General features: G+C 71.0%; 23 protein-coding genes. 10 read left to right on the top strand and 13 right to left on the bottom strand.

The annotated features are described in order from the left end of the window. The first annotated feature begins 31 nt into the window (after positions 1–31). Together ACIP6U_RS36295 and ACIP6U_RS36300 are read left to right on the top strand one after the other, a co-directional pair. On the top strand, positions 32–2338 hold the full coding sequence (locus tag ACIP6U_RS36295; protein WP_401726783.1) for a glycosyltransferase family 39 protein: 2307 nt from the start codon (positions 32–34) through the stop codon (positions 2336–2338). A 225-nt stretch (positions 2339–2563) separates the two neighbouring features. Further along, entirely contained in the window at positions 2564–3370 is an 807-nt protein-coding gene (locus ACIP6U_RS36300) for an endonuclease I family protein (RefSeq protein ID WP_401726785.1), read from the top strand. Between the two features lie 253 nt (positions 3371–3623). On the opposite strand, the gene ACIP6U_RS36305 is transcribed toward ACIP6U_RS36300, so the two are convergent. The 8 genes from ACIP6U_RS36305 to ACIP6U_RS36340 form a co-directional block, all read right to left on the bottom strand. Further along, positions 3624–3746, bottom strand: a complete 123-nt coding sequence (locus ACIP6U_RS36305) for a hypothetical protein (RefSeq protein ID WP_401726787.1) — start codon at positions 3744–3746, stop codon at positions 3624–3626. A 13-nt stretch (positions 3747–3759) separates the two neighbouring features. After that, positions 3760–3933, bottom strand: a complete 174-nt coding sequence (locus tag ACIP6U_RS36310; protein WP_401726789.1) for a hypothetical protein — start codon at positions 3931–3933, stop codon at positions 3760–3762. Between the two features lie 4 nt (positions 3934–3937). Continuing rightward, positions 3938–4249, bottom strand: a complete 312-nt coding sequence (locus ACIP6U_RS36315; protein WP_401726790.1) for a hypothetical protein — start codon at positions 4247–4249, stop codon at positions 3938–3940. Then, positions 4246–4542, bottom strand: coding sequence for a DUF3349 domain-containing protein (locus ACIP6U_RS36320; RefSeq protein ID WP_401726792.1), 297 nt, complete (start codon positions 4540–4542; stop codon positions 4246–4248). The genes ACIP6U_RS36315 and ACIP6U_RS36320 overlap by 4 nt, the downstream gene beginning before the upstream one ends. 10 nt (positions 4543–4552) lie before the next feature. Continuing rightward, positions 4553–4864, bottom strand: a complete 312-nt coding sequence (locus ACIP6U_RS36325) for a hypothetical protein (protein WP_401726794.1) — start codon at positions 4862–4864, stop codon at positions 4553–4555. A 96-nt stretch (positions 4865–4960) separates the two neighbouring features. Beyond that, on the bottom strand, positions 4961–6646 hold the full coding sequence (locus ACIP6U_RS36330; RefSeq protein WP_401726796.1) for a thiamine pyrophosphate-binding protein: 1686 nt from the start codon (positions 6644–6646) through the stop codon (positions 4961–4963). Next, positions 6643–7611 (bottom strand): agmatinase, encoded by a 969-nt coding sequence (gene speB / locus ACIP6U_RS36335; protein WP_401726798.1) that lies wholly within the window; start codon positions 7609–7611, stop codon positions 6643–6645. The genes ACIP6U_RS36330 and speB overlap by 4 nt, the downstream gene beginning before the upstream one ends. A 93-nt stretch (positions 7612–7704) precedes the next feature. Continuing rightward, positions 7705–9180: a sodium:solute symporter gene (locus ACIP6U_RS36340; protein ID WP_401726800.1), complete on the bottom strand. Its 1476-nt coding sequence runs from the start codon at positions 9178–9180 to the stop codon at positions 7705–7707. A gap of 154 nt (positions 9181–9334) precedes the next feature. On the opposite strand from ACIP6U_RS36340, the gene ACIP6U_RS36345 reads away from it, so the two are divergent. Next, positions 9335–10789 carry a PucR family transcriptional regulator ligand-binding domain-containing protein gene (locus ACIP6U_RS36345; protein WP_401726801.1) on the top strand — a complete coding sequence of 485 codons (1455 nt, stop codon included), beginning with the start codon at positions 9335–9337 and terminating at the stop codon, positions 10787–10789. A gap of 117 nt (positions 10790–10906) precedes the next feature. Beyond that, positions 10907–11695 (top strand): phosphatase, encoded by a 789-nt coding sequence (locus ACIP6U_RS36350; RefSeq protein ID WP_401726803.1) that lies wholly within the window; start codon positions 10907–10909, stop codon positions 11693–11695. A 6-nt stretch (positions 11696–11701) separates the two neighbouring features. Here ACIP6U_RS36350 and ACIP6U_RS36355 read toward each other — a convergent pair whose 3' ends face one another. From ACIP6U_RS36355 to ACIP6U_RS36375, 5 genes are all read right to left on the bottom strand, one after another. Beyond that, positions 11702–12112: a hypothetical protein gene (locus tag ACIP6U_RS36355; protein WP_401726805.1), complete on the bottom strand. Its 411-nt coding sequence runs from the start codon at positions 12110–12112 to the stop codon at positions 11702–11704. An 18-nt stretch (positions 12113–12130) separates the two neighbouring features. After that, positions 12131–13123: a cation diffusion facilitator family transporter gene (locus tag ACIP6U_RS36360; RefSeq protein WP_401726807.1), complete on the bottom strand. Its 993-nt coding sequence runs from the start codon at positions 13121–13123 to the stop codon at positions 12131–12133. Positions 13124–13134: 11 nt separating this feature from the next. After that, a complete protein-coding gene (locus tag ACIP6U_RS36365) occupies positions 13135–14001 on the bottom strand; it encodes an acyl-CoA thioesterase (RefSeq protein ID WP_401726808.1) in 867 nt (288 codons plus the stop codon). 35 nt (positions 14002–14036) lie between these two features. Next, the gene (locus ACIP6U_RS36370; RefSeq protein ID WP_124000459.1) at positions 14037–15194 is read right to left on the bottom strand and encodes an acyl-CoA dehydrogenase family protein; all 1158 of its coding nucleotides are present in this window, start codon (positions 15192–15194) and stop codon (positions 14037–14039) included. 169 nt (positions 15195–15363) lie between these two features. Continuing rightward, entirely contained in the window at positions 15364–15954 is a 591-nt protein-coding gene (locus ACIP6U_RS36375) for a TetR/AcrR family transcriptional regulator (RefSeq protein WP_401726810.1), read from the bottom strand. 95 nt (positions 15955–16049) lie between these two features. Between ACIP6U_RS36375 and ACIP6U_RS36380 the strand changes: the two genes are divergently transcribed. The 6 genes from ACIP6U_RS36380 to ACIP6U_RS36405 all read left to right on the top strand — a co-directional run bounded on the left by ACIP6U_RS36380 (position 16050) and on the right by ACIP6U_RS36405 (position 23802). Further along, complete coding sequence (locus ACIP6U_RS36380) at positions 16050–17666, top strand: carboxyl transferase domain-containing protein (RefSeq protein WP_401726812.1); 1617 nt, start codon at positions 16050–16052, stop codon at positions 17664–17666. A gap of 23 nt (positions 17667–17689) precedes the next feature. Beyond that, a complete protein-coding gene (locus ACIP6U_RS36385) occupies positions 17690–19618 on the top strand; it encodes an acetyl/propionyl/methylcrotonyl-CoA carboxylase subunit alpha (protein WP_401727186.1) in 1929 nt (642 codons plus the stop codon). 8 nt (positions 19619–19626) lie between these two features. Further along, the gene (locus tag ACIP6U_RS36390) at positions 19627–20550 is read left to right on the top strand and encodes a hydroxymethylglutaryl-CoA lyase (RefSeq protein WP_401727187.1); all 924 of its coding nucleotides are present in this window, start codon (positions 19627–19629) and stop codon (positions 20548–20550) included. A gap of 6 nt (positions 20551–20556) precedes the next feature. Next, the gene (locus tag ACIP6U_RS36395) at positions 20557–21717 is read left to right on the top strand and encodes an acyl-CoA dehydrogenase family protein (protein ID WP_401726814.1); all 1161 of its coding nucleotides are present in this window, start codon (positions 20557–20559) and stop codon (positions 21715–21717) included. Between the two features lie 148 nt (positions 21718–21865). Continuing rightward, positions 21866–22912 (top strand): ABC transporter substrate-binding protein, encoded by a 1047-nt coding sequence (locus ACIP6U_RS36400; RefSeq protein WP_401726816.1) that lies wholly within the window; start codon positions 21866–21868, stop codon positions 22910–22912. Between the two features lie 44 nt (positions 22913–22956). Next, positions 22957–23802, top strand: coding sequence for a siderophore-interacting protein (locus ACIP6U_RS36405; protein WP_401726818.1), 846 nt, complete (start codon positions 22957–22959; stop codon positions 23800–23802). Positions 23803–23818: the final 16 nt, after the last annotated feature.

Below are 23818 nucleotides of genomic sequence, written 5' to 3' on the forward strand. Positions count from 1 at the left end.
CGCGCCCACCCCCCGTCACCACGATGCTCGGGTGACATCTGCCACCGATCCACACCCCCACACCGAGACCGTGTCCGAAGACCGGCCGCCGCCGACCCCGCCCGCGGCGCCCTCGGACAAAGCACCCCGCTGGTCGCTGCCCGCCCTGATCGCCGTCCTGGTACTGGCGGCGGCGCTGTACTCCTGGAATCTGTCCGGGTCCAGCCTCAACAGCTTCTACAGCGCGGCCGTCTACAGCGGCACCAAGAGCTGGGAGGCCTGGTTCTTCGGCTCGCTCGACGCGGGCAACTTCATCACGGTCGACAAACCACCGTTCGCCCTGATGGTCATGGGCCTGTCGTGCCGCATCTTCGGGTTCGGCACCTGGCAGATGATGCTGCCGGAGGTCGCCGCCGCGCTCGGCACGATCTGGATCCTGCACGCGTCCGTGAAGCGGGTCTTCGGGCACGTGGCCGCGGCGATCGCCGCGCTCGTCCTCGCGCTGACCCCGATCACGGTCGCCATCAACCGGGACAACAACCCCGACACCCTGCTCGTCCTGCTGATGGTCGGGGGCGCGGCCCTCGCCCTGCGCTCGGTGCGCACCGAGCGGCTGCTGCCGCTGATCGGCTCCGCCGTCTGCTTCGGACTCGCCTTCAACACCAAGATGCTCCAGGGCTACATCGCCCTGCCGGCCGTCTTCGCCGTGTACGTGTACGCCTCGAAGCTGGGCTGGAAGAAGAAGGTCGTCAACCTGGCCCTGGCCACGGTCGCACTGGCCGTCTCCAGCTTCTGGTGGGCCACGGCCGTGTCCCTCGTACCCGCCGACGACCGCCCCTACATCGGCGGTTCGACCGACGGCAGCGCCTGGAACCTGATCATGGGCTACAACGGCCTGGGCCGCGTCTTCGGCGGCGAGGGCAACGGCGGAGGCGGAGGCGGGGCCGGTGGGGGCGGCGGAGGCGGCACCTTCGCCGGTACCGCGGGCCTGGGCCGGATGTTCAACGACATCCTCGGCGGCCAGATCTCCTGGCTGATCCCCTTCGCGGGCATCGCGCTCGTGGCCGGCCTGGTGCTGTGCGGGCGCGCCCCGCGCACCGACCTCACGCGCGCCGCGCTGGTGCTGTGGGGCGGCTGGCTGGTGCTGCACTACCTGACCTTCGCGATGGCCGAGGGCACCATGCACCCGTACTACACGACCGCGCTCGCCCCGGGCATCGCGGCGCTCACCGGTGGCGGCGGCGTCATGCTGTGGCGCGCCTTCCGCAGCGGTGACGCCCGCTGGTCGTGGGTGCTGCCGGCCGGGCTCGCGGTCACCGGCATCTGGGCGATCGTGCTGCTGCGCCGAGCCACCGACTGGAACACCTGGCTGTGGCCGGCGGTCGGCGTGGTCATGGTCCTCGCGATCATCGGCCTGTTCGTCTTCCGCTCGGGCAACAGGGCCCGGCTGCTCTCCCTCTCCATCGCGGCGGCGATCGTGGCGGCCCTCGCGGGCCCGACGGCGTACGCGGCCTCGCCCGCCCTCTCCTCCGCGAGCGGCGGCATGGGCGGCACCAACCCGACGGCCGGCCCCTCCACCGGCGGCGGCGGTCCCGGCGGAGGCGGTGGCCGGGGCGGCTTCGGCGGCCAGCGCGGCGAACTGCCGGGCGGCACACAGCAGGGCGGCGGCCAAGCGAACGGCGCGTTCCCGGGCGGCGGCCAGGGCCAGATGACGCCGGGCGGCGGCAACGGTGAGCTGCCGCAGGGCGGCGGCGCGCCGAGCGGTGCGCCGAGCGGGGCTCCCAGCGGCGGCGGTACGGCCCAGGGCGGCGGTACGGCTCCGGGCGGCACCGGCGGCACCGGCGGTACGGGCGGTACGGCTCCCGGTGGTACCGGTACCGGCGCCGCACCCGGCGGCACGGGTGGCGCCCGGGGCGGCTTCGGCGGCGGGGGCGGGATGGGCGGGGGCGGCGCCTCCACCGAGCTCGTCTCGTACCTGGAGAAGCACCAGGACGGCGCCAAGTGGCTGCTCGCGGTGGCCAATTCACAGTCCGCGGGCCAGCTGATCCTCAGCACCGGCAAGCCCGTCATCTCCATGTGGGGCTTCACCGGCTCCGACCAGGCGATGACCCTCGCCAAGCTCAAGGAACTGGTGAAGAAGGGCGAGTTGCACTACATCCAGCTCGGTGGCGGCGGCATGGGCGGCAACAGCAGCCTGAACCAGGAGATCACCAGCTGGGTGGAGAAGAACGGGACGGCGGTGAAGGAGAGCGAGTACAGCAAGAGCGGTAGCGGTACGTCGGACTCGTCGTCCTCCAGCTCGTCGACCCAGACGGCCACGTCGACGATCTACCGTCTGGACCCGTCGGACGTGAGCTGAGTGACCGACTGAGCAAAGCGCACCCCAAAGGCCTCCCACAGGCCTCTCAACGGCCCCTGACCTCCCGGTCGGGGGCCGTTTTGGTACGTCAACTCGCGTAGACAAGGGGCAAATTGCCGGATCCGGTCATCTGATCGACATGTCCAAGTCATTTACAGGGCTGCATGCCCATGTCACGCTCCCGTCTGCCGCCTCCATTCAACCCGCGTAGATGGGACCCCCTTTATGCTGGCGACACGCATCCGCCGCTGGAAGACAGTGGCCCTGACGACGGCAGCCGTCCTGGTCGGTTTCAGCGTCCCCGCGCTGACCGCGACCCCGGCCGCGGCCACCACCACGGCGTACGACACGACGTACTACAAGAACGCGGTCGGCAAGACGGGGACGACCCTGAAGTCCTCGCTGCACACGATCATCAGCGCCAACGTCACGAAGATCTCGTACTCCGCGGTCTGGAACGCCCTCATGGCGACCGACCAGGACCCGAACAACAGCAACAACGTGATCCTGCTGTACAGCGGTGTGTCCCGAGCCAAGTCCCTCAACGGCGGTGACGTCGGCGACTGGAACCGCGAGCACACCTGGGCCAAGTCGCACGGAGACTTCGGCGAGGCGATCGGCCCCGGCACGGACCTGCACCACCTTCGTCCGGCCGACGTCCAGGTCAACAGCATCCGCGGCAACCTGGACTTCGACAACGGCGGCAGCGCGGTCACCAACGGCGGCGGCAGCACCGTCGACTCCGACTCCTTCGCGCCGCGCGCGGCGGACCGGGGCGACGTGGCCCGCATGATCCTCTACATGGCCGTGCGCTACGAGGGTGACGACGGCTTCGCCAACCTGGAGCCCAACGAGAAGGTGGGCAACGGCAGCAACCCCTACATGGGCAAGCTCTCCGTCCTCAAGGCGTGGAACGAGGCGGACCCGCCGAGCGCGTTCGAGGAGAAGCGCAACCAGGTCATCTACGACACGTACCAGCACAACCGGAACCCGTTCATCGACCACCCCGAGTGGGTCGAGGCGATCTGGTAGGCGCAACCCGCTGAGCCGCGTACCGCTCGCCTGCGGCATGCCACCAGGCGGGCGGTACGGGGCCGCGCACGAACGAGGCCGACTGCGACTGCGGCTGATCGGGATGAAGCCCGAGCCGCCGCAATGCCCCACCCTCCACCTGCACGGAGAACCACCCGCGCCACCGCCCGCTCACCGGATCCGGCCCACAGGCAAGCCCGAAACAGAGCTCGTCGTCATCGAAGGGCATCCAGTCGATGCCGCGCTCGCGCAGTCAACCGAGCAGTTCCCGCAGGGGGTTGGGCAGTCCGGGCAGACTCTCGACACTCAGAACCTGCACCCACTCAACCTGGTCAGCTGCCGGCTTGAGGCCCTTCTCCGCCTCGTATCTCGCCATCACTCCCCGCCTCCTACCCAAGCCGCACGAACCCGGGCTCGGGCACGTCCGCGAAGGCGAGGGCGAAGACCTCGCCGTCGTCGATCACCCGCGGCACCACCTCGTGGATGTCCGACTCGGCGCCCACGATGGCACTCAGGCGCTCCACGAAACGAGGGAACCGGTCGGCGTCGCCGGGCCGTGCCACTGAATCACCTTCTCTCAACCGGTGTGCCGGACGTCCGACGTGCCCTGGCCCTGCGCAGGCGTTCCACGAGCGGCACCTGTCCCGGTGGCCTCAGGATGAACTTGCGCTTCTGCTGGTCGAAGCATTCCAGGTAGCAGGACACCCGGTCGCCCACCTGGTAGTTGTCGTCATCGTCGATGTAGAGGACGTCGATGAGGCCGACCCACGACAGCCCCAGGTCCACGATGACGCCCCAGGGGAATACGGCGATGGCCTCACCCTCGACAAGGGTCCCCATGCGGCCCGTCTCTGCCTCGCTGAGTTCAACGTTGGTCATGCTTCCTCGCCGTCTTCCAGATACCAACCGTGCCCGGTCATGCGTTCCTTCAGCCGCTCCACCTGTTCAGCGGGCGGTTTCCGATGGGACTGGGCGGCGGCCGCCTGGTTGCGCACCACATGCGGGTCGAGGCCGAAAGCCGTCTCCACCACCACGCCGAGATTCCGCTCGGACAACAGGTCGGCGAGGATCACGAGCAAGGGACCGTAGTCCGCGTCGTCCTCTCGGACACCGGCGGGGAAGACCAGCCGGAGCTGATCGACGACTTCCGCCAGATGCGGTTCGAGGGCCATCAGTCCGCCGTCACCGCGGAGCGAGGCCCGGTCGGGCCGCGTCCTCGTGGCGATGGCACAGCTCCTCGACCCGGATCTCGACGAAGGCGAGTGCCTCATCGAGGTCGAGACCCTCACCATGCCGCCGGTACGGGGTGTGGACCCCGGCCGGCCACTCGCCCGTGTCCCTCTCCAGATCGAGCCGGTACTCGTTCGGCTCGGAGTCCCGGGCGAGGTCCGTCCAGGTGATGCCGTGATGGAGCGTCACCTGCGGGACGACGGTCGCCTCGTCCTCACCGCCGGAATTGCTGCCGAAGTCGTATCCCAGATAGCGGCCAAGCATGCGGTCCCCCGGCGATCGTAGTTGTCCGGAAGGGCAGGAGGAGAGACCTCGCTGCTCCTCGAGCCCGCGCAGGCGGCGTCCGACTGGACCCGTCCGTCAGTCCAGGTGCGTAGCCGCGAACATCCGCAGCACGGCCGGCAGTACGACCACCGACGGCCCCGGCGTCGCCAACGCCTTCGCCAGGTCCGTTTCCAGTGTCTCCGGGCTCGTCCGTACCCCCGGCACCCCGAACGACTCCGCCAACGCCACATAGTCCGGTCGCGTCAGTTCCGTCGCCGTCGGCTCGCCGAACGCGTCCGTCATGTACTCGCGGAGGATGCCGTAGCCCCCGTCGTCGACGATGAGCCACGTGACGTCGAGGTCGTACTGCTTGGCCGTCGCCAGCTCCGCGATGGAGTAGAGCGCACCGCCGTCTCCCGACACCGCCAGCACCGGCCGCGTCGGATCCGCCGCCGCCGCGCCCAGCGCCGCCGGGAAGCCGTAGCCGAGGCCGCCCGCGCCCTGGGCCGAGTGCAGGTGGTTGGGGCCCTTGGCGTCGAACGCGGACCACGCCCAGTACGCCAGGATCGTCATGTCCCAGAAGGACGGGGAGTCGGCCGGGAGCGCCTTGCGGACCGCGGCCAACACCTCTTGCTCCAGGGTGAGTTCCTGGGCGTCGATGCGCTCCCGTACCCGCGCCAGCACGTCCCGTACCCGGTCCCCGACCGTCGGATCCGTCCGTTCCGGCACCGTCTCCACCAGCGCCTGCAACGCGTGCCACGCGTCCGCGTGGATGCCCAACGCCGGGTGGTTCGACTCCAGTTTGCCGAGGTCCGCCTCGATCTGGATGACCCGGCCCCGCGGGGCGAACGTGTGGTAGTTCGACGACAGTTCGCCCAGGCCCGAGCCCACCACCAGCACTACGTCCGCGTCCTCAAGGAAGTCCGTCGTGTGCCGGTCCTCCAGCCAGGACTGGAGGGACAAGGGGTGGGTCCAGGGGAATGCGCCCTTGCCGCCGGGGGTCGTCACCACCGGGGCCTGGAGTTTCTCCGCCAGCTGACGGAGCTTCTTGGAGGCGTCAGCCCGTACCACCCCGCCGCCCGCGATGATCGCCGGGCGAGCCGCGCGCGACAGCAAGTCCGCCGCCACCGCCGTCAGTTCGGGGCGCGGGACCAGGTCCTCCGGCGTCGCGTCCACCGCCGTCACCACCGGGAGCGAAGTCTCGGACAGGAGTACGTCCTGGGGGATCTCCACCCACACCGGGCCGTGCGGAGCCGACAGCGCCGACTTCCAGGCCGCCGCGATCGCCGACGGGATCTGGGACTGGGCGCGGACCGTGTGGACGGACTTCACCACGCCCCTGAACGAGGCTGCCTGGTCCGGGAGTTCGTGGAGGTAGCCGTGGCGGCCGCCGCCCAGACCCGCCGTCGGGATCTGGCTGCTGATCGCGAGGACGGGCGCCGAGGCCGCCGCCGCTTCCTGGAGCGCCGCCAGTGACGTCAGCGCGCCCGGGCCCGTGGACAGGAGCAGGGGTGCCGCCTCGCCGGTGATCCGGCCGTACGCGTCCGCCGCGAACCCGGCGTTGTTCTCCACCCGCAGCCCGATGTACCGCAGGTCGGACCGGCGCAGCGCGTCGAACATGCCCAGCGCGTGCTGGCCGGGCAGGCCGAAGACCGTCGTCGCGCCGAGCCCGGCGAGGGTCTCCACGACCAGGTCGCCGCCGTTGCGCCCGGCGGGCGGGTTCAGCGCGGCGGAGATCTGCGCGGCCGTCGGGCGGAGTTCCAGGTCGTGGTCGTGCGTCACTTCGAGCGAACCTCTGCAATCTGACGGGACATGATCGTGGTCAGTTCGTACGCCGTGTGCGACGCCGCCACCGACGTGATCTCGGCGTGGTCGTACGCCGGTGCCACCTCGACGACGTCCGCCGACACCAGGTTGCAGGATGCCAGGCCGCGCAGGATCTCCAGAAGTTCGCGGGAGGTCATGCCGCCGGCCTCGGGCGTGCCGGTGCCGGGCGCGTGGGCCGGGTCGAGGCAGTCGATGTCGATGGAGATGTAGAGGGGGCGGTTCCCGATGCGCCGGCGCAGTTGGTCGGCGACCTCGTCGACGCCTCGGCGCATCACGTCCGCCGACGTCACGATCCCGAAGCCCATCTTCGCGTCGTCGGTCAGGTCCTGCTTGCCGTACAGCGGCCCACGCGTACCGACGTGCGACAGCGCCTCCGTGTCGAGGATCCCCTCCTCCACCGCCCGCCGGAACGGCGTCCCGTGCGTGTACTCCGCCCCGAAGTACGTGTCCCAGGTGTCGAGATGGGCGTCGAAGTGCAGCAGGGCCACCGGGCCGTGCTTCTTCGCCACCGACCGCAACAACGGCAGCGCGATGGTGTGGTCGCCGCCCAGGGTCATCAACCTCGCGCCCGTTCCCAGCAGTTCGTCGGCCGCCGCCTCGATCGTCTCCACGGCCTCGTTGATGTTGAACGGGTTCACGGCGATGTCACCGCCGTCCGCCACCTGCGCCAGCGCGAACGGCGACGCGTCCTGCGCCGGGTTGTAGGGCCGCAGCAGCCGGGACGCCTCGCGGATCGCGTTGCCGCCGAAGCGGGCGCCCGGCCGGTACGAGACGCCCGAGTCGAACGGCACCCCGACCACGGCGACATCGGCGCGGCCGACCTCGTCCAGGCGCGGCAGCCGGGCGAAGGTCGCGGGCCCGGCGTACCGCGGGACGCGGGAGGAGTCGACGGGACCGCGGGGCGCCTCGTTGCTGGTCATGGGAGCTGCCTTCTTTCCTACGCTTCGTCGCGTGTGTACATCTCCGTGAGGCCTTGTGGGCCTCTGTGGATCTTTGCGCGTCCGGATACGACTTTACTGGTGCGCGGCGACCGGTTCGGACGCGAGTTCGGGAGCACCGCGCCCGGCGAGCCGCTCGCGCCACGCGGCCAGCACCGCCGCGTCGGTCGCCGGTGTCGCCAGTGACACGACGACGTAGACGGCGAGGGACGACAACAGGCCGTAGTAGATGGGCTCGTTGGCGAGGATGCCGTAGCCCGCCATCAGGCCGACGACCGCGAGACCGCCGACGATCACGGCGGCGAGCGCGCCCTGCGCGGTGCCGCGCTTCCACAGCAGGCCGCCGAGGATCGGGACGAGGAGACCGCCGACGAGCAGGTTGTACGCGACCGTCAGCGCCTCGACGACGTTGTTGAGCGCGATCGCCGTGACGATCACCGCGACGCCCATGACGAGGATGAAGGCACGGTTGCCCCGGACCTCGTCGCGCTCCTCGCCGATGTCCGCGCCGTCCCGTCGGACGGCGCCCCGCAGCTTCGACCAGATGTCGTTGTTGGCGACCGTGGCGCAGGCGATCAGCGCGCCGGAGGAGGTGGACATCACCGCGGCCAGGGCGGCGGCGAGCACCAGTCCCCGTACGCCGACCGGGAGTTCGTCCTTGACGATGGTCGCGAAGGCGTCGTCCGGGCTGCCGAGGTTCGGGTACAGGACCTTGGCCGCCGTGCCGATGACGGCGCCGGCGAGGGCGTAGACGAGACAGTAGGTGCCGGCGACCGTGCCGCCCCACTTGGCCGTCCTGTCGCTGCCCGCCGTGAACACCCGCTGCCAGATGTCCTGGCCGATGAGCATGCCGAACGTATAGATCAGGACGTACGTGAAGATCGTCTCGCCGCCGATGCCCAGCGGGTCGAAGTACTCGGTCGGCAGCTTCGCCTTCATCTCGCTGAAGCCGCCCGCCTTGACGACCGCGATGGGCAGCAGGAGCAGGAGCACGCCGATCGTCTTCACCACGAACTGCACCATGTCGGTGAGGGTGATCGACCACATGCCGCCCAGCGTCGAGTACGCGACGACGATCGAGCCGCCGAGGATGATCGCGACCGTGCGGTTCATGTCGAAGAGGACGTCGAAGATCGTGGCGTAGGCGATGGTCGAGGTGACAGCGAGCATGAGGGTGTACGCCCACATGACGACGCCGGAGATCACGCCGGCCCGGCCGCCGTAGCGCAGGTCGAGCATCTCGGAGACCGTGTACACCTTGAGGCGCGCGATCCGGGCCGAGAAGAAGACCGACAGGGCCAGCAGCCCGAGGCCGATGGTGAAGACCATCCAGGCGCCGGAGAGGCCGTACTTGTAGCCCAGGCCCACCCCGCCGATGGTGGACGCGCCGCCGAGGACGATGGCGGCCATGGTGCCGGAGTACATCGCGGGCCCCAGGCGCCGGCCGGCCACAAGGAACTCGCTCTTCGACCTGGCGCGGCGCATGCCCCACCAGCCCATGGCCAGCATGCCGGCCAGATAGACGACGATCACCGCGTAGTCGACAGCCACGGAGGTCCCTCCTTCGCAGGTTCCTGGACCAAAGGTTTTCTCGAGCGAGAGGCCTTCTCGGCCAGAGGTTTCCTCGACCATAGGTGGCCGGAAAGTGGCTGCGAAGTGTACGTTTCATCCATTCGAGGTGGCCTGAGTGGAGGAAGCGCACACCATGCCGGATCCCGCTGTTCCCCCTACTCCCCCGGTGCCCCTCGCGGCACTTCTGGCCCGCGAGGACCTGGCCCTGCGGCAGATCGCGGGGCCCGCCGACCCCGGCATCGTCATCCACTGGGCGCACACCTCGGAGATGGCCGACCCGTACCCGTATCTGCTGGGCGGCGAGCTGCTGTTGACGGCGGGGGTGCACATTCCGGAGGCGGCCGGGTCGGGGACGTATTTCGACGACTACGTGTCGCGGATCGTGGCGGCGGGCGGGGCCGCGCTCGGCTTCGGGGTGGCGCCGGTGCACGACACGGTGCCGCGGGCGCTGGTCGCCGCCTGCGAGGCGTACGACCTGCCGCTCGTCGAGGTGCCGCCGCAGACCACCTTCTCCGGCGTCGCCCGCGCCGTCTGGCAGCTCATGGCCCAGGCCCGGCTCGCCGAACTGCGCCGGATCAGCGAGGCCCAGCAGAGCCTGGCCGCGGCCGCGGCCCGCCAGGACCCGGTACCGGCGGTGCTGCGGCAGCTGGCCCAACGGGTGGGCGGACGGGCGGTGTTGTACGGCCCCGAGGGCGCCGAGATCTCGGCGGCGGGGCGGCAGCCGGGAGCCGAGGTGCGGCTGGCGCTGGCGGAGCTGGCCCAGGTCGTCACCAGCCGTACCTCCACCACCGCGAGCGACACCACCGCCGACACCCACCTCGCCGCCTACGCCCTCGGCGTCGACCGGGGTTTCGTGCTCGGGGTGGCCGCGCCGGGCCGCGAGAGCGGTGACCAGGCCATCGCCTCCGTGGCCGCCGTCCTGCTCTCCCTCCTCACCGGCGAGCACCACAGCGGCACGGGCGCCGCCCGCTCGTCGGCCCTGGTCCGGCTGCTGCTCGGGGCACCGGCGGAGGACGTCGCACCGCTGCTCGGGTCCGGTCCGTGGCTCGTCGTGCACGCGCGGCCGGACACCCACTCCCCCGACCCGGTGGCCGCCTCCGCGCTGGGCACGGCGCTCGGCTCGCCACTGGTCGACGTGGCCCGGGACGTCGTACGCGTCCTGGTGCCCGCCGGCCGCGAACCGGCCCCGCAGCCCGGCTGGACCCTCGGCGTCAGCGCCCCCGCCGCCCCGCCCGCGTGGCCGTCCGCCGACACCCAGGCGGCCCGCGCGCTGGCCCGGGCCCGGGCCACCCGGACGGACCTGGTCCGGCACGGCGAGCGCGCCGGGCTCGGCGACCTGGTCCCGCCCGACGAGGCCGCCGCCCACGCCCGCACGCTCCTCGCCCCGATCGCCGGCACCCCCGCGCTCACCGAGACCCTGCGCACCTGGCTCTCCCTGCACGGCAGTTGGGACCGTACGGCCGTCGCCCTGGCCGTCCACCGCAACACCGTCCGCCAGCGCGTCGCCCGCTGCGCCGCGCTCCTCGAAGCCGACCTGGACGACCCGGACGTACGCATGGAGCTGTGGTTCGCACTGCGGGGTCAATAGGGGTCCGGGCGGCGGAACGCAATGAGTACGAGGCACAACCGGCATGAGTACGTGACGCACGTCCCAGCGTTCGGTACGTCAGGGACGCGCACAGTCGGCTGCCTCACAATGGGAATCATGCCGATACCCGGGACACCTCACCGCGCCGAGCTCGTCGAGCACCTCGTCAGGACCCGCATCGCGGGCGATGTCGCCACCCCGCGCGAGAACAACCTCAGCCATTACCGCAAGCTCGCGAACGGCGACCGCCACTACTGGTTCGGCCTGGAGTTCGGCGACCGCTGGAGCGACGAGCAGGACGTGCTCGCGGTGATGGCGGAGCGGGTGGGTGTCAACGACGATCCGGAGTACCGCTACGGCCAGGACACCATCGACGCCGAGCTGACGGTGGACGCGCTGGAGCGGCTCGCGGCGCGGCTGCGCAAGGCGGCGGACGGCGAGCAGCGGGTGCTGTTCGCGACCGGTCACCCGGGCGGCCTGCTGGACGTGCACCGTGCCACGGCCGCCGCGCTGCGCACCGCCGGCTGCGAGATCGTCGTGATCCCGGACGGGCTGCAGACGGAGGAGGGGTACGTCATGCAGTTCGCGGACGTGGCCGTCCTCGAGCACGGCGCCACCCTGTGGCACACCCACTCGGGCGAACCGATGAAGGCCATCCTCACGGCGCTGGAGCGCGAGGGCCGCCCGCTGCCCGACCTGGTCGTCGCCGACCACGGCTGGGCGGGCTGTGCCGGACAGCACGGCGTGGACTCGGTGGGCTACGCCGACTCCAACGACCCGGCCCTCTTCCTCGCCGAGTCCGAGGGCACCCTCCAGGTGACGGTCCCGCTCGACGACCACGTCGTCAGCCCGCGCTTCTACGACCCGATGACGGCGTTCCTGCTGGCGGCGGCGGAGCTGGGTTAGACGGCGTCAGGAGGCGTCCGCCCGGTTGTGGAGCCACTCCTGTACGGCCACGGTGGCGGGTACCGCGACGAGGAAGCCGATGAGGAAGCCCGCGTCCGAGTCGTCCAGCGCCGAAAAGGTCCGGTTGGCCGCCATGGCCACCAGCACCGTCACCGTTGCCAGTGAGAGGAGGGTGGTGATGGCGGCAAGGAGACGGCGCGGCCCCACGCGATACCGCTCAATCGCGGGACCCATCGCGGCCACCCCCGCCAGGAGGACGAGGGACGAGAAGTCGGGCAGCCACCCGAACGCCCGCCCCACCAGGGCGACAGCCCCGGCGATGGCGAGGCCGACGAGCTCCAGCAGGACGGTGGACACCACCGGGCCCCAACTCCCGTGCCGTATCCACTCGTTCCGGCTGTCCTTCTCCTCGGCCACCTCGGCAGCGTAGCCGTCTCACGGCCACGGGTTCAGCCCCTCGTCCCGGCGCTGCGCGTACCCCGGCGTCGGGTCCAGGTACACCCGCCCGATCCCGGGGAACGCCTCCCGCAGTCGCTCCTCCGCCCGCTCGCAGGCCCACTCGATCTGGGCCGCCGTCGACGCGTCCCGGAAGTCGACCTTGGCGGCGACCAGCGCCTCGCGCGGGCCCTGCACGAGGGTCGTCAGTTCCAGTACGGCCTCGATGTGCTCGTCCGCCAGCAGCTCCGCGCGGATCCGGTCCCGCATGGGCTTGGGCAGCGGGCGCCCGATGAGGAACTCCGCGTTGGAGCGGCCCAGCACCCAGGCGACGACGAGCAGGAGCAGACCGATGAGCAGCGAGGCGAGGCCGTCCCAGACGCCCGAGCCGGTGAGCTGGCCGCCCAGCAGCCCGCCCGCCGCCAGGACCAGGCCGACCAGCGCGGCCGAGTCCTCCAGGACGACCGCCTTCACGGCGGTGTCCGGGGTGCGGCGGAAGTAGACCCGGAAGGGCGCCCGGACCCGGGCAGCCTCACCCTTCGCCTGCTTCAGTCCCGTCCGCAGCGAGTAGCCCTCCAGCACGAAGGCGACCGCCAGGACGATGTACGACACCAGCGGGTCGCCGAGGTCCTCGCCGGCGACCAGGGTGTGGATGCCGTCGTAGAGCGAGAAGACCGCGCCGCCGACGAAGGTGGCGACGGCGGCGAGCATGGCCCAGATGTAGCGCTCGGGGCCGTAGCCGAGCGGGTGCTCCTCGTCGGCCGGCTTCTCGCTGCGCTTGAGCGCGGTGAGCAGCAGGAGTTCGGTGACCGTGTCGGCGACCGAGTGCGCGGCCTCGGAGAGCATCGCGCTGGATCCGCTGATGACGCCGGCGACCGCCTTGGCGAGCGCGATCCCGAGGTTGGCCACGGCGGCGACGATCACCGTGAACGTGCTCTCGCCGCCGCCTTCTTGCTGTTCTTCCGTCTGTTCCGTCTGTTCCGTCTGCCCCATGCCCCACAGTCTCACCGAGGGACGCGGACCACGCCTTCCTGGATCACCGAGATCGCCAGCCGGCCGTCCTGGGTGTAGATCCGGGCCTGGCCCAGACCCCGGCCGCCGTGCGCGGAGGGCGACTCCTGGTCGTAGAGCAGCCACTCGTCCGCGCGGAACGGCCGGTGGAACCACATCGCGTGGTCGAGCGACGCTCCTACGACATCCCCGACCGCCCAGCCGCCGCGGCCGTGCGCGAGCAGGATCGAGTCGAGCAGGGTCATGTCGGAGACGTAGGTGGCGAGGACCACGTGGAGGAGGGGGTCGTCCACCAGCTTGCCGTTGGTGCGGAACCAGACCTGGGAGTGCGGCTCGCGCGGCTCGCCGAAGCGGCCGTACGGCGGGTCGTCGACGTAGCGGAGGTCGATCGCCTCGCGGGCCTCCAGGAATCGTTCAACGATCCGCTGGTCGAGGTGGTCGTAGCCGAGCAGCCGCTCGCGACCCGTGGGGACCGTCTCCGGGTCGGGCGCCGGCGGCATGGGCGCCTGGTGGTCGAGACCTTCCTCGTACGACTGGAAGGACGCCGACAGCGCGAAGATCGGCCGGCCGTGCTGGACGGCGAGCACGCGGCGGGTGGTGAAGGAGCGGCCGTCGCGGATCCGCTCGACGGTGTAGACGATGGGCGCGCCCGGGTCGCCGGTGCGCAGGAAGTACGCGTGCAGGGAGTGGGCGTACCGGTCGGCGGGGACCGTACGCCCGGCGGCGACCAGCGCCTGCGCCGCCACCTGGCCCCCGAAGACACGGGGGACGACGGCGGAGCGGGACTGGCCGCGGAAGATGTTCTCCTCGATCGGCTCGAGGTCGAGCAGATCGAGGAGATCCTGTAGCGCCTGGCTCATGTGATCGTTTCTACCGGCCAGTAATTTCGGGGACTTTACAGACCCATGTTCTTCGCGATGATCGTCTTCATGATCTCGCTGGTGCCGCCGTAGATGCGGTTGACGCGGTTGTCCGCGTACAGGCGGGCGATCGGGTACTCGTTCATGAAGCCGTAGCCGCCGTGCAGCTGGAGGCAGCGGTCGATGACGCGGTGCGCGACCTCGGTGCAGAACAGCTTGGCGCTGGCGGCCTCGGCCGGGGTCAGCTCGCCCGCGTCCAGGGCCTCCAGGGCGCGGTCGGCGACGGCCTCGGCCGCGTCCACCTCGGCCTGGCAGGCGGCCAGTTCGAACTTGGTGTTCTGGAAGGACGCGACCGGCTTGCCGAAGACGGTCCGCTCCTGGACGTACTCCTTGGCGAACCGCACGGCCGCCTTGGCCTGCGCGTAGGCGCCGAAGGCGATGCCCCAGCGCTCGGAGGCGAGGTTGTGGCCGAGGTAGGAGAAGCCCTTGTTCTCCTCGCCCAGCAGGTCCTCGGCGGGCACCTTGACGTCGACGAACGCCAGCTCGGCGGTGTCGGAGGTCTTCAGGCCGAGCTTGTCCAGCTTGCGGCCGATGGAGTAGCCCTCGGACTTGGTGTCCACGGCGAAGAGCGAGATGCCGAAGCGGCGGTCCTCGGCGGTGGACGGCGAGGTGCGGGCGCAGACGATCACGCGGTCGGCGTGCACACCGCCGGTGATGAAGGTCTTGGAGCCGTTGAGGACGTAGTGCGTGCCGTCCTCGGAGAGCTTGGCGGTGGTCTTCATGCCCGCGAGGTCGGAGCCGGTGCCCGGCTCGGTCATCGCCAGCGCCCACATCTCCTCACCGGAGACGAACTTCGGCAGGAAGCGCTTCTTCTGCTCGTCGGTGGCGAGCGACTTGATGTACGGCAGGCCGAGCAGCACGTGCACACCGGAGCCGCCGAACTGGACACCGGCGCGCGCGGTCTCCTCGTACATCACGGCCTCGAACTTGTACGAGTCGATGCCGGCGCCGCCGTACTCCTCGTCCACGCGGATGCCGAAGACGCCGAGTTCGGCGAGCTTGTAGTAGAAGTCGCGCGGCGCCTGGCCGGCGGCGAACCACTCGTCGTAGACGGGGACGACCTCGGCCTCGATGAAGGCGCGCAGGGTCTCCCGGAACGCCTCGTGGTCCTCGTCAAACACCGTACGGCGCACCGCCGCCACCCTTCTTTGCGCCTAAACCGGCGCCGCTCTCGCGGATGTGGTTGCTCGCCGTCGGGGTTCCTCAATTGATGATTGCGGTCCGATGGCTAAGCGCTTGCTCAGCATCGAGCGTACCGGCGGGTAGGCGCGGGCGTCCAGTGGAACGGACACGTAACGCTCGTCACGCCCCCGCCGCCGCGAACGCCCCCCGCGCCATCCGGTGCAGCAACTCCGCCGTCGTCCCGCGCCCCGGGAGCGAGCCGGGACGGCCCAGGTGCGGGGTCGAGTTCAGGAGGCCGAAGACGGAGTGGACCGCGGACCGCGCGGCCGGTTCCGCCAGGCCGGGGTACACCTCGCGGAGCACCTCCACCCACAGTTCGACGTACTGGCGCTGGAGCTGGCGGACCAGCTTGCGGTCGCTGTCGCGGAGGCGGTCCAGCTCGCGGTCGTGGAGGGTGATGAGGGGGCGGTCGTCGAGGGCGAAGTCGATGTGGCCCTCGATGAGGGAGTCCAGGAGGGTCTCGGGGTTCCCGTCGGTCTCCGCGACCCGGCGCTTGCCGCCGGTCAGGAGCTGGCCGCTGATGCCGACGAGGAGTTCGGCGAGCATCGCGTCCTTGCCCGGGAAGTGGCGGTAGAGACCGGGGCCGCTGATGCCGACCGCGGCGCCTATCTCGTCCACCCCGACGCCGTGGAAACCGCGCTCGGCGAAGAGCCGCGCGGCTTCCTTGAGGATCTGCTCGCGGCGGGTGGGGGCGTCGGTTCTGGTGGCCATGGAAGCAATTCTAGACAGGAAGGTTAGCGGTCGTTAACCTGAAGGAAATGGTTAACGCTCATTAACAGTGGATCGCTGGGTGAGGGGACCGCAGGATGCAAGAGGCACCGGAGCTGACGAGCGCGGCGGATCCCGCGTCGGAGGCGTGGCGGGCCAACGAGGCGGCGCACCGGGCGCTCGCCGAGGAGCTGCGCGGCAAGCTGGCTGCGGCCCGGCTCGGCGGCGGCGAGAAGGCGCGGGCGCGGCACACCGCGCGCGGCAAGCTGCTGCCCAGGGACCGGGTGGACACCCTGCTGGATCCGGGGTCGCCGTTCCTGGAGCTGGCCCCGCTGGCGGCCGACGGGATGTACGACGGCCAGGCCCCGGCCGCCGGGGTGGTCGCCGGGATCGGGCGGGTGTCGGGGCGCGAGTGCGTGATCGTCGCCAATGACGCCACCGTCAAGGGCGGCACGTACTACCCGATGACGGTGAAGAAGCACCTGCGCGCCCAGGAGGTGGCTCTCGACAACCGCCTCCCGTGCATCTACCTGGTCGACTCCGGGGGCGCCTTCCTGCCGATGCAGGACGAGGTCTTCCCCGACCGCGACCACTTCGGGCGGATCTTCTACAACCAGGCCCGGATGTCGGGCGCCGGCATCCCGCAGATCGCCGCGGTGCTGGGCTCGTGCACGGCGGGCGGCGCGTACGTCCCGGCCATGAGCGACGAGGCCGTCATCGTCCGCAACCAGGGCACGATCTTCCTGGGCGGCCCGCCCCTGGTGAAGGCAGCGACCGGCGAGGTCGTCACCGCGGAGGAGCTGGGCGGCGGTGACGTCCACGCACGCGTGTCGGGCGTGACGGACCACCTCGCGGAGGACGACGCGCACGCGCTGCGGATCGTCCGGAACATCGCCGCGACGCTCCCCGCGCGCGGGCCGCTGCCCTGGGAGGTCACCGGGGCGGTCGAGCCGAAGGTCGACCCGTACGGGCTCTACGGCGCGGTCCCGGTCGACTCCCGCACCCCTTATGACGTGCGCGAGATCATCGCGCGCGTGGTCGACGGCTCGCGGTTCGCCGAGTTCAAGTCGGAGTTCGGGCAGACCCTGGTCACCGGGTTCGCCCGGATCCACGGCCACCCGGTCGGCATCATCGCCAACAACGGCATCCTGTTCTCCGAGTCCGCCCAGAAGGGCGCCCACTTCATCGAGCTGTGCGACCAGCGCGGGATCCCGCTGGTGTTCCTGCAGAACATCTCGGGGTTCATGGTCGGCAAGGACTACGAGGCCGGCGGCATCGCCAAGCACGGCGCCAAGATGGTCACGGCGGTGGCCTGCACGCGCGTGCCGAAGCTGACGGTCGTGGTCGGCGGCTCCTACGGCGCGGGCAACTACTCGATGTGCGGCCGGGCCTACTCCCCCCGCTTCCTGTGGATGTGGCCCGGCGCCAAGATCTCCGTCATGGGCGGCGAACAGGCCGCGTCGGTCCTCGCGACCGTGAAGCGGGACCAGCTGGAAGGGCGCGGCGAGGAGTGGCCCGCCGAGGACGAGGAGTCCTTCAAGGCCCCGATCCGGCAGCAGTACGAGCGCCAGGGCAACGCCTACTACGCGACCGCCCGCCTCTGGGACGACGGCGTCATCGACCCGCTGGAGACCCGCCAGGTGCTGGGCCTGGCCCTGACCGCCTGTGCCAACGCGCCGCTGGGTGAACCCCGGTTCGGCGTCTTCCGGATGTGATGAGGGTGCCCAAGATGGTCGAGATGTTCGACACGGTCCTGGTGGCCAACCGGGGCGAGATCGCGGTTCGCGTGATCCGTACCCTGCGCGCGCTCGGTGTGCGCTCGGTGGCCGTCTTCTCCGACGCCGACGCGGACGCCCGGCAAGTCCGGGAGGCCGACACGGCGGTACGGATCGGTCCGGCACCGGCGGCCGAGAGCTATCTGTCGGTGGAGCGGATCCTGGAGGCGGCCGCCCGCACCGGCGCCCAGGCCGTGCACCCGGGCTACGGCTTCCTCGCGGAGAACGCGGGCTTCGCGCGCGCGTGCGCCGACGCGGGGCTCGTCTTCATCGGCCCGACCGCGGAGTCCATCGCGTTGATGGGCGACAAGATCCACGCCAAGGAGACGGTGCAGGCGGCCGGCGTGCCGGTCGTCCCCGGGTCCAGTGGCAGCGGCCTGACGGACGCCCAACTCGCCGACGCCGCCCGGGAGATCGGGATGCCGGTGCTGCTGAAGCCGTCGGCCGGCGGGGGCGGCAAGGGCATGCGGCTGGTGCGCGAGACCTCGGCGCTGGCCGAGGAGATCGCCGCCGCCCGCCGCGAGGCCCGCGCCTCCTTCGGCGACGACACGCTCCTGGTGGAGCGCTGGGTGGACCGGCCCCGGCACATCGAGATCCAGGTCCTGGCCGACGGCCACGGGAACGTGGTGCACCTCGGCGAGCGCGAGTGCTCGTTGCAGCGCCGGCACCAGAAGGTCGTCGAGGAGGCGCCGAGCGTGCTCCTCGACGAGGCCACGCGCGCGGCGATGGGCGAGGCGGCGGTACAGGCGGCGCGCTCGTGCGGGTACCGGGGCGCGGGCACGGTGGAGTTCATCGTGCCGGGCGTCGACCCGTCCTCGTACTACTTCATGGAGATGAACACCCGGCTCCAGGTGGAGCACCCGGTCACGGAGTTGGTGACCGGTCTCGACCTGGTGGAGTGGCAGCTGCGGGTGGCGGCGGGCGAGCGACTGCCCTTCGCGCAGGACGACATCACGCTCACCGGGCACGCGGTCGAGGCGCGGATCTGCGCCGAAGACCCCGCGCGCGGGTTCCTCCCCTCCGGCGGCACCGTCCTGAAACTGAACGAACCCTCGGGCGACGGCGTCCGCACCGACTCCGGGCTCTCCGAAGGGACCGAGGTCGGCAGCCTCTACGACCCGATGCTCTCCAAGGTCATCGCCTACGGCCCCGACCGCGCGACCGCGCTCAGGAAGCTCCGGGCGGCCCTCGCGGACACGGTCACGCTGGGCGTGCCGACCAACGCCGGTTTCCTACGGCGACTGCTCGCCCATCCGGCGGTCGTGGCGGGCGAGTTGGACACCGGGCTCGTCGAGCGGGAGGCGGACTCCCTCATCCCGGGCGAGGTGCCCGAGGAGGTGTACGAGGCGGCGGCCGCCGTACGGCTGGAGGCGCTGCGTCCGAAGGGTGCGGGCTGGACCGATCCGTTCTCGGTGCCGAGCGGCTGGCGGCTGGGCGGTGCTCCCAAGCCCGTCGGCTTCCAGCTGCGGGTGACCGAGCCCGTGGAGTACGTTCCGCGCGGCGACCACACCGTCACCGAGGACCAGGTGGCCGTCACCCTCGACGGGGTCCGGCACACCTTCCGCCGGGCCGGTGACTGGCTCGGCCGCGACGGTGACGCCTGGCAGGTACGGGACCACGACCCGGTGGCCGCCTCGCTCGGCGGGGCCGACCGGTCCGGTGCCGGTTCGCTCACCGCGCCCATGCCGGGGACGGTGACCGTGGTGAAGGTCGCCGTGGGGGATCAAGTGGCCGCCGGGCAGAGCCTGTTGGTGGTCGAGGCGATGAAGATGGAGCACGTCGTCTCCGCGCCGCACGCCGGCACCGTCGCCGAACTCGACGTGACGCCCGGCGCGACGGTCGCCATGGATCAGGTGCTGGCGGTCGTCACACCTGTGGAGGAGGACCAGTGACACTCCCGATGGTCGTACCGGCCGCCGACCTGCCCGCCCGGGTGCGCATCCACGAGGTCGGCGCCCGTGACGGACTCCAGAACGAGAAGTCGACCGTGCCGACGGAGGTCAAGGCCGAGTTCATCCGCCGCCTCGCCGACGCGGGGCTGACGACGATCGAGGCGACGAGCTTCGTCCACCCCAAGTGGGTGCCTCAACTGGCGGACGCGGAGGAGCTGTTCCCGCTCGTGCGCGACCTGCCCGGGGTGGACCTCCCCGTCCTCGTGCCGAACGGCCGCGGCCTCGACCGGGCGCTGGCCCTGGACGCGAACCGGGTCGCCGTCTTCGCCAGCGCCACCGAATCCTTCGCGAAGGCCAACCTCAACCGCACGGTGGACGAGTCGCTGGCCGTGTTCGCCCCCGTCGTGGCCCGTGCCAAGGACGAGGGCGCCCATGTGCGCGGCTATCTCTCCATGTGCTTCGGCGACCCGTGGGAGGGCGAGGTCCCCATCGCGCAAGTGGTGCGTGTCTGCCGGGCGTTGGTCGACATGGGCTGCGACGAGCTGAGCCTCGGCGACACCATCGGCGTGGCGACCCCGGGCCACGTACTGGAGTTGCTCTCCGCGCTCAACGAACAGGGCGTGCGGACGAACGTCCTGGGCGTGCACTTCCACGACACCTACGGCCAGGCCCTCTCCAACACCCTGGCCGCGCTTCAGCACGGCGTCACCACCGTCGACGCCTCCGCCGGAGGCCTCGGTGGCTGCCCGTTCGCCAAGTCGGCCACCGGGAACCTCGCGACCGAGGACCTCGTCTGGATGCTCCGGGGTCTCGGCATCGAGACCGGAGTCGACCTCGGCCGCCTCGTCGCCACCAGCGTGTGGATGGCCGAACAACTGGGCCGACCCAGCCCTTCCCGCACCGTCCGGGCCCTCTCCCACAAGGACCAGTGATCACTCATGGACTTCCGGCTCTCCCCCGAACTCGAAGAACTCCGGCGCACCGTCGAGGAGTTCGCGCACGACGTCGTGGCCCCCAAGATCGGTGACTTCTACGAGCGGCACGAGTTCCCGTACGAGATCGTCCGCGAGATGGGCCGCATGGGCCTGTTCGGCCTGCCGTTCCCGGAGGAGTACGGCGGGATGGGCGGCGACTACCTGGCGCTGGGCGTGGCCCTGGAGGAGCTGGCCCGGGTCGACTCGTCGGTCGCCATCACGCTGGAGGCGGGCGTCTCCCTGGGCGCGATGCCGATCCACCTCTTCGGCACGGACGCGCAGAAGCAGGAGTGGCTGCCGCGGCTGTGCTCGGGCGAGATGCTCGGCGCCTTCGGCCTCACCGAGCCGGACGGCGGCTCGGACGCGGGCGCCACCCGCACGACGGCGAAGCTGGACGAGTCGACGAACGAGTGGGTGATCAACGGCACCAAGTGCTTCATCACCAACTCGGGCACGGACATCACGGGTCTGGTCACGGTCACGGCGGTGACGGGCCGCAAGCCCGACGGCCGCCCCCTGATCTCGTCGATCATCGTCCCGTCCGGCACACCGGGCTTCACCGTCGCGGCGCCGTACTCCAAGGTCGGCTGGAACGCCTCGGACACCCGCGAACTGTCCTTCGCGGACGTCCGCGTCCCCGCGGCCAACCTGCTGGGCGAACTGGGCCGTGGCTACGCGCAGTTCCTGCGCATCCTGGACGAGGGCCGCATCGCGATCGCCGCGTTGGCGACCGGCCTGGCCCAGGGCTGCGTCGACGAGTCGGTCAAGTACGCCAAGGAGCGGCACGCCTTCGGCCGCCCGATCGGCGCCAACCAGGCCATCCAGTTCAAGATCGCCGACATGGAGATGAAGTCCCACACCTCCCGCCTCGCCTGGCGCGACGCCGCGGCCCGCCTGGTCTCCGGCGCCCCCTTCAAGAAGGAGGCCGCCCTCGCCAAGCTCTACTCCTCCACGATCGCGGTGGACAACGCCCGCGACGCCACCCAGATCCACGGCGGGTACGGCTTCATGAACGAGTACCCGGTGGCCCGGATGTGGCGGGACTCGAAGATCCTGGAGATCGGGGAGGGCACGAGCGAGGTGCAACGGATGCTCATCGCTCGGGAGTTGGGGCTCGCCGGATAACGCTGAGGGTGGGTCGCCGTGGCGCCGGTCACAGGTATCGCCGCAGGCAGCGGCCCACCCCACCTCCTGGACGCGAGCTGAGGTTAGGCTAACCTACCTTCGAACTTGTCCGGCGGACGCCCCGCCCCGTTCGAAAGCAGCCATACCCATGTCCAATGCCCGTGCCAGCCACTTCACCCGCCGCGGCCTCCTCGCCGCCGGTGGTGCCCTCGGACTCGGGGCCGCGCTCGCGGCCTGCGGTGACGACGACGCGAAAAGCGGCGGCTCCGGCTCGGAGAGCGCGGGTGCCGAGTCCGGCGCCTGGACCTTCAAGGACGACCGCGGTACGACCGTGAAGCTGGACGCCGTCCCGACGAAGATCGTCGCCTTCGTCGGCGTCGCCGCCGCCCTCCACGACTACGGCATCGACGTCAAGGGCGTGTTCGGCCCGACCAGGACCAAGGACGGCAAGGCCGACGTCCAGGCCGGCGACATGGACGTCAGCAAGCTGACGGTCTTCGGCAACGTGTGGGACCAGTTCAACGTGGAGGAGTACGCGGCCTTCGGCCCGCAGCTGCTCATCACCACGATGTTCGACGACGCCGGCACCCTCTGGTACGTCCCCGAGGCCTCCAAGGACAAGATCGCCAAGCTCGCGCCCAGCGTCGGCATCTCGGTCTTCGACCGCCAGATCACCGAGCCGCTCCAGCGCATGTGGTCGCTGGCCGAGTCGCTCGGCGCGGACATGACGGCCGCCCGGGTCAAGGAGTCCAAGACCGCCTTCGAGGCCGCCGCCACCCGGCTGCGCGCCGCCGCGAAGGCCCACCCCGACATCAAGGTGCTGGTCGGCTCCGCGAGCCAGGACCTGTTCTACGTCTCCGGCAGCAACCTCTCCATCGACCTGGAGTACTACAAGGCGCTCGGCGTGAACTTCGTCGAGCCGCCGGCCAAGGTCCTGAAGGCGAGCGGCGGCTGGTACGAGAGCCTGAGCTGGGAGAACGTCGACAAGTACAAGGCCGACGTCATCATGATGGACGACCGCACCTCCGCCATCCAGCCGGCCGACATCACCGAGGCCACCTGGAAGAAGCTGCCCGCCGTCAAGGCCGGCCAGGTCATCCCCCGCTCCACCGAGCCGATCCTGTCCTACGCCAAGGTCACCCCGCAGCTCACCGCCCTCGCCGAGGCGATCGAGAACGCGAAGAAGGTCAGCTGACCCCGCCCTGACAGGAGCCCGGGCCCGCCCCTTGAGGAGTACGCATGTCGACGGCCGTAGCCGCCCCGTTCCGTTTCTTCTCCCTTCGAGTCGTACGGACGAGGCGGCTCGGTCCGTCTCTGGTCCGGGTCGGCTTCGCCGGGGAGGATCTGCGGCACTTCCTCTCCGACGGGCGCGATCAGTCGCTCTCCCTCTTCCTGCCGCATCCCGGGCAGGAACAGCCCGCCGTTCCCTACGAGTTGGGCGACGGGTGGTACGAGGCGTGGCGTGCGCTCCCCGACGACGTGCGGGCCGTGATGCGGTCGTACACGCTCCGGGGGCTGCGTCGCGACGCCCGCGGCGACACCGTCGAGATCGACATCGACTTCGTGCTGCACACCCCGGCCGGGCCCGCGTCGGCCTGGGCCGCCGAAGCCGCCGCCGGTGACCGGGTCGTGCTGCTCGGTCCGGCGATCGCGGACAACCGCGCGATCCGCTTCCGGGCACCCGAGGATGCCGACCTGGTGGTGCTGTGGGGGGACGAGACCGCGCTGCCCGCCGTCTCGGCGATCCTCGAGGACCTCCCCGCCGGGCAGCGGGTCCGGGCCTGGCTGGAGGTGCCCGACGCGGGCGACATCCAGGAGCCGACGACGGAGGCGGACGCCGAGATCACCTGGCTGACCGGCCATCAGACCCGCGGCGAGGGGTCCCCCATGGCCCTCGCCGCGCTCCGGGCCGCCCAACTCCCTTACGCCGAGCGGCCGTACGTGTGGATCGCGGGCGAGTCCGGGTGCGTGAAGGCGCTGCGCCGGCACTTCGTCCACGAGCGCGGGATCGACCGTCGGCGCGTGACGTTCGTCGGGTACTGGCGGTACGGGATGAACGAGGAAGAGCTGCGCGCGGCCGGGTAGGTGCGGCTGGGCCGTT

The organism is Streptomyces sp. NPDC088794 (assembly GCF_044750545.1).
Lineage (GTDB): Bacteria > Actinomycetota > Actinomycetes > Streptomycetales > Streptomycetaceae > Streptomyces.

What these genes read in the sequence shown, in the direction of transcription:
- ACIP6U_RS36300 (WP_401726785.1), top strand. Translation starts at nt 2,564, where the DNA reads ATGCTGGCGACACGCATCCGCCGCTGGAAGACAGTGGCCCTGACGACG.
- ACIP6U_RS36305 (WP_401726787.1), bottom strand. Translation starts at nt 3,746, where the DNA reads ATGGCGAGATACGAGGCGGAGAAGGGCCTCAAGCCGGCAGCTGACCAG.
- ACIP6U_RS36315 (WP_401726790.1), bottom strand. Translation starts at nt 4,249, where the DNA reads ATGACCAACGTTGAACTCAGCGAGGCAGAGACGGGCCGCATGGGGACC.
- ACIP6U_RS36320 (WP_401726792.1), bottom strand. Translation starts at nt 4,542, where the DNA reads ATGGCCCTCGAACCGCATCTGGCGGAAGTCGTCGATCAGCTCCGGCTG.
- ACIP6U_RS36325 (WP_401726794.1), bottom strand. Translation starts at nt 4,864, where the DNA reads ATGCTTGGCCGCTATCTGGGATACGACTTCGGCAGCAATTCCGGCGGT.
- speB (WP_401726798.1), bottom strand. Translation starts at nt 7,611, where the DNA reads ATGACCAGCAACGAGGCGCCCCGCGGTCCCGTCGACTCCTCCCGCGTC.
- ACIP6U_RS36345 (WP_401726801.1), top strand. Translation starts at nt 9,335, where the DNA reads ATGCCGGATCCCGCTGTTCCCCCTACTCCCCCGGTGCCCCTCGCGGCA.
- ACIP6U_RS36350 (WP_401726803.1), top strand. Translation starts at nt 10,907, where the DNA reads ATGCCGATACCCGGGACACCTCACCGCGCCGAGCTCGTCGAGCACCTC.
- ACIP6U_RS36360 (WP_401726807.1), bottom strand. Translation starts at nt 13,123, where the DNA reads ATGGGGCAGACGGAACAGACGGAACAGACGGAAGAACAGCAAGAAGGC.
- ACIP6U_RS36365 (WP_401726808.1), bottom strand. Translation starts at nt 14,001, where the DNA reads ATGAGCCAGGCGCTACAGGATCTCCTCGATCTGCTCGACCTCGAGCCG.
- ACIP6U_RS36375 (WP_401726810.1), bottom strand. Translation starts at nt 15,954, where the DNA reads ATGGCCACCAGAACCGACGCCCCCACCCGCCGCGAGCAGATCCTCAAG.
- ACIP6U_RS36380 (WP_401726812.1), top strand. Translation starts at nt 16,050, where the DNA reads ATGCAAGAGGCACCGGAGCTGACGAGCGCGGCGGATCCCGCGTCGGAG.
- ACIP6U_RS36385 (WP_401727186.1), top strand. Translation starts at nt 17,690, where the DNA reads ATGTTCGACACGGTCCTGGTGGCCAACCGGGGCGAGATCGCGGTTCGC.
- ACIP6U_RS36390 (WP_401727187.1), top strand. Translation starts at nt 19,627, where the DNA reads ATGGTCGTACCGGCCGCCGACCTGCCCGCCCGGGTGCGCATCCACGAG.
- ACIP6U_RS36395 (WP_401726814.1), top strand. Translation starts at nt 20,557, where the DNA reads ATGGACTTCCGGCTCTCCCCCGAACTCGAAGAACTCCGGCGCACCGTC.
- ACIP6U_RS36400 (WP_401726816.1), top strand. Translation starts at nt 21,866, where the DNA reads ATGTCCAATGCCCGTGCCAGCCACTTCACCCGCCGCGGCCTCCTCGCC.
- ACIP6U_RS36405 (WP_401726818.1), top strand. Translation starts at nt 22,957, where the DNA reads ATGTCGACGGCCGTAGCCGCCCCGTTCCGTTTCTTCTCCCTTCGAGTC.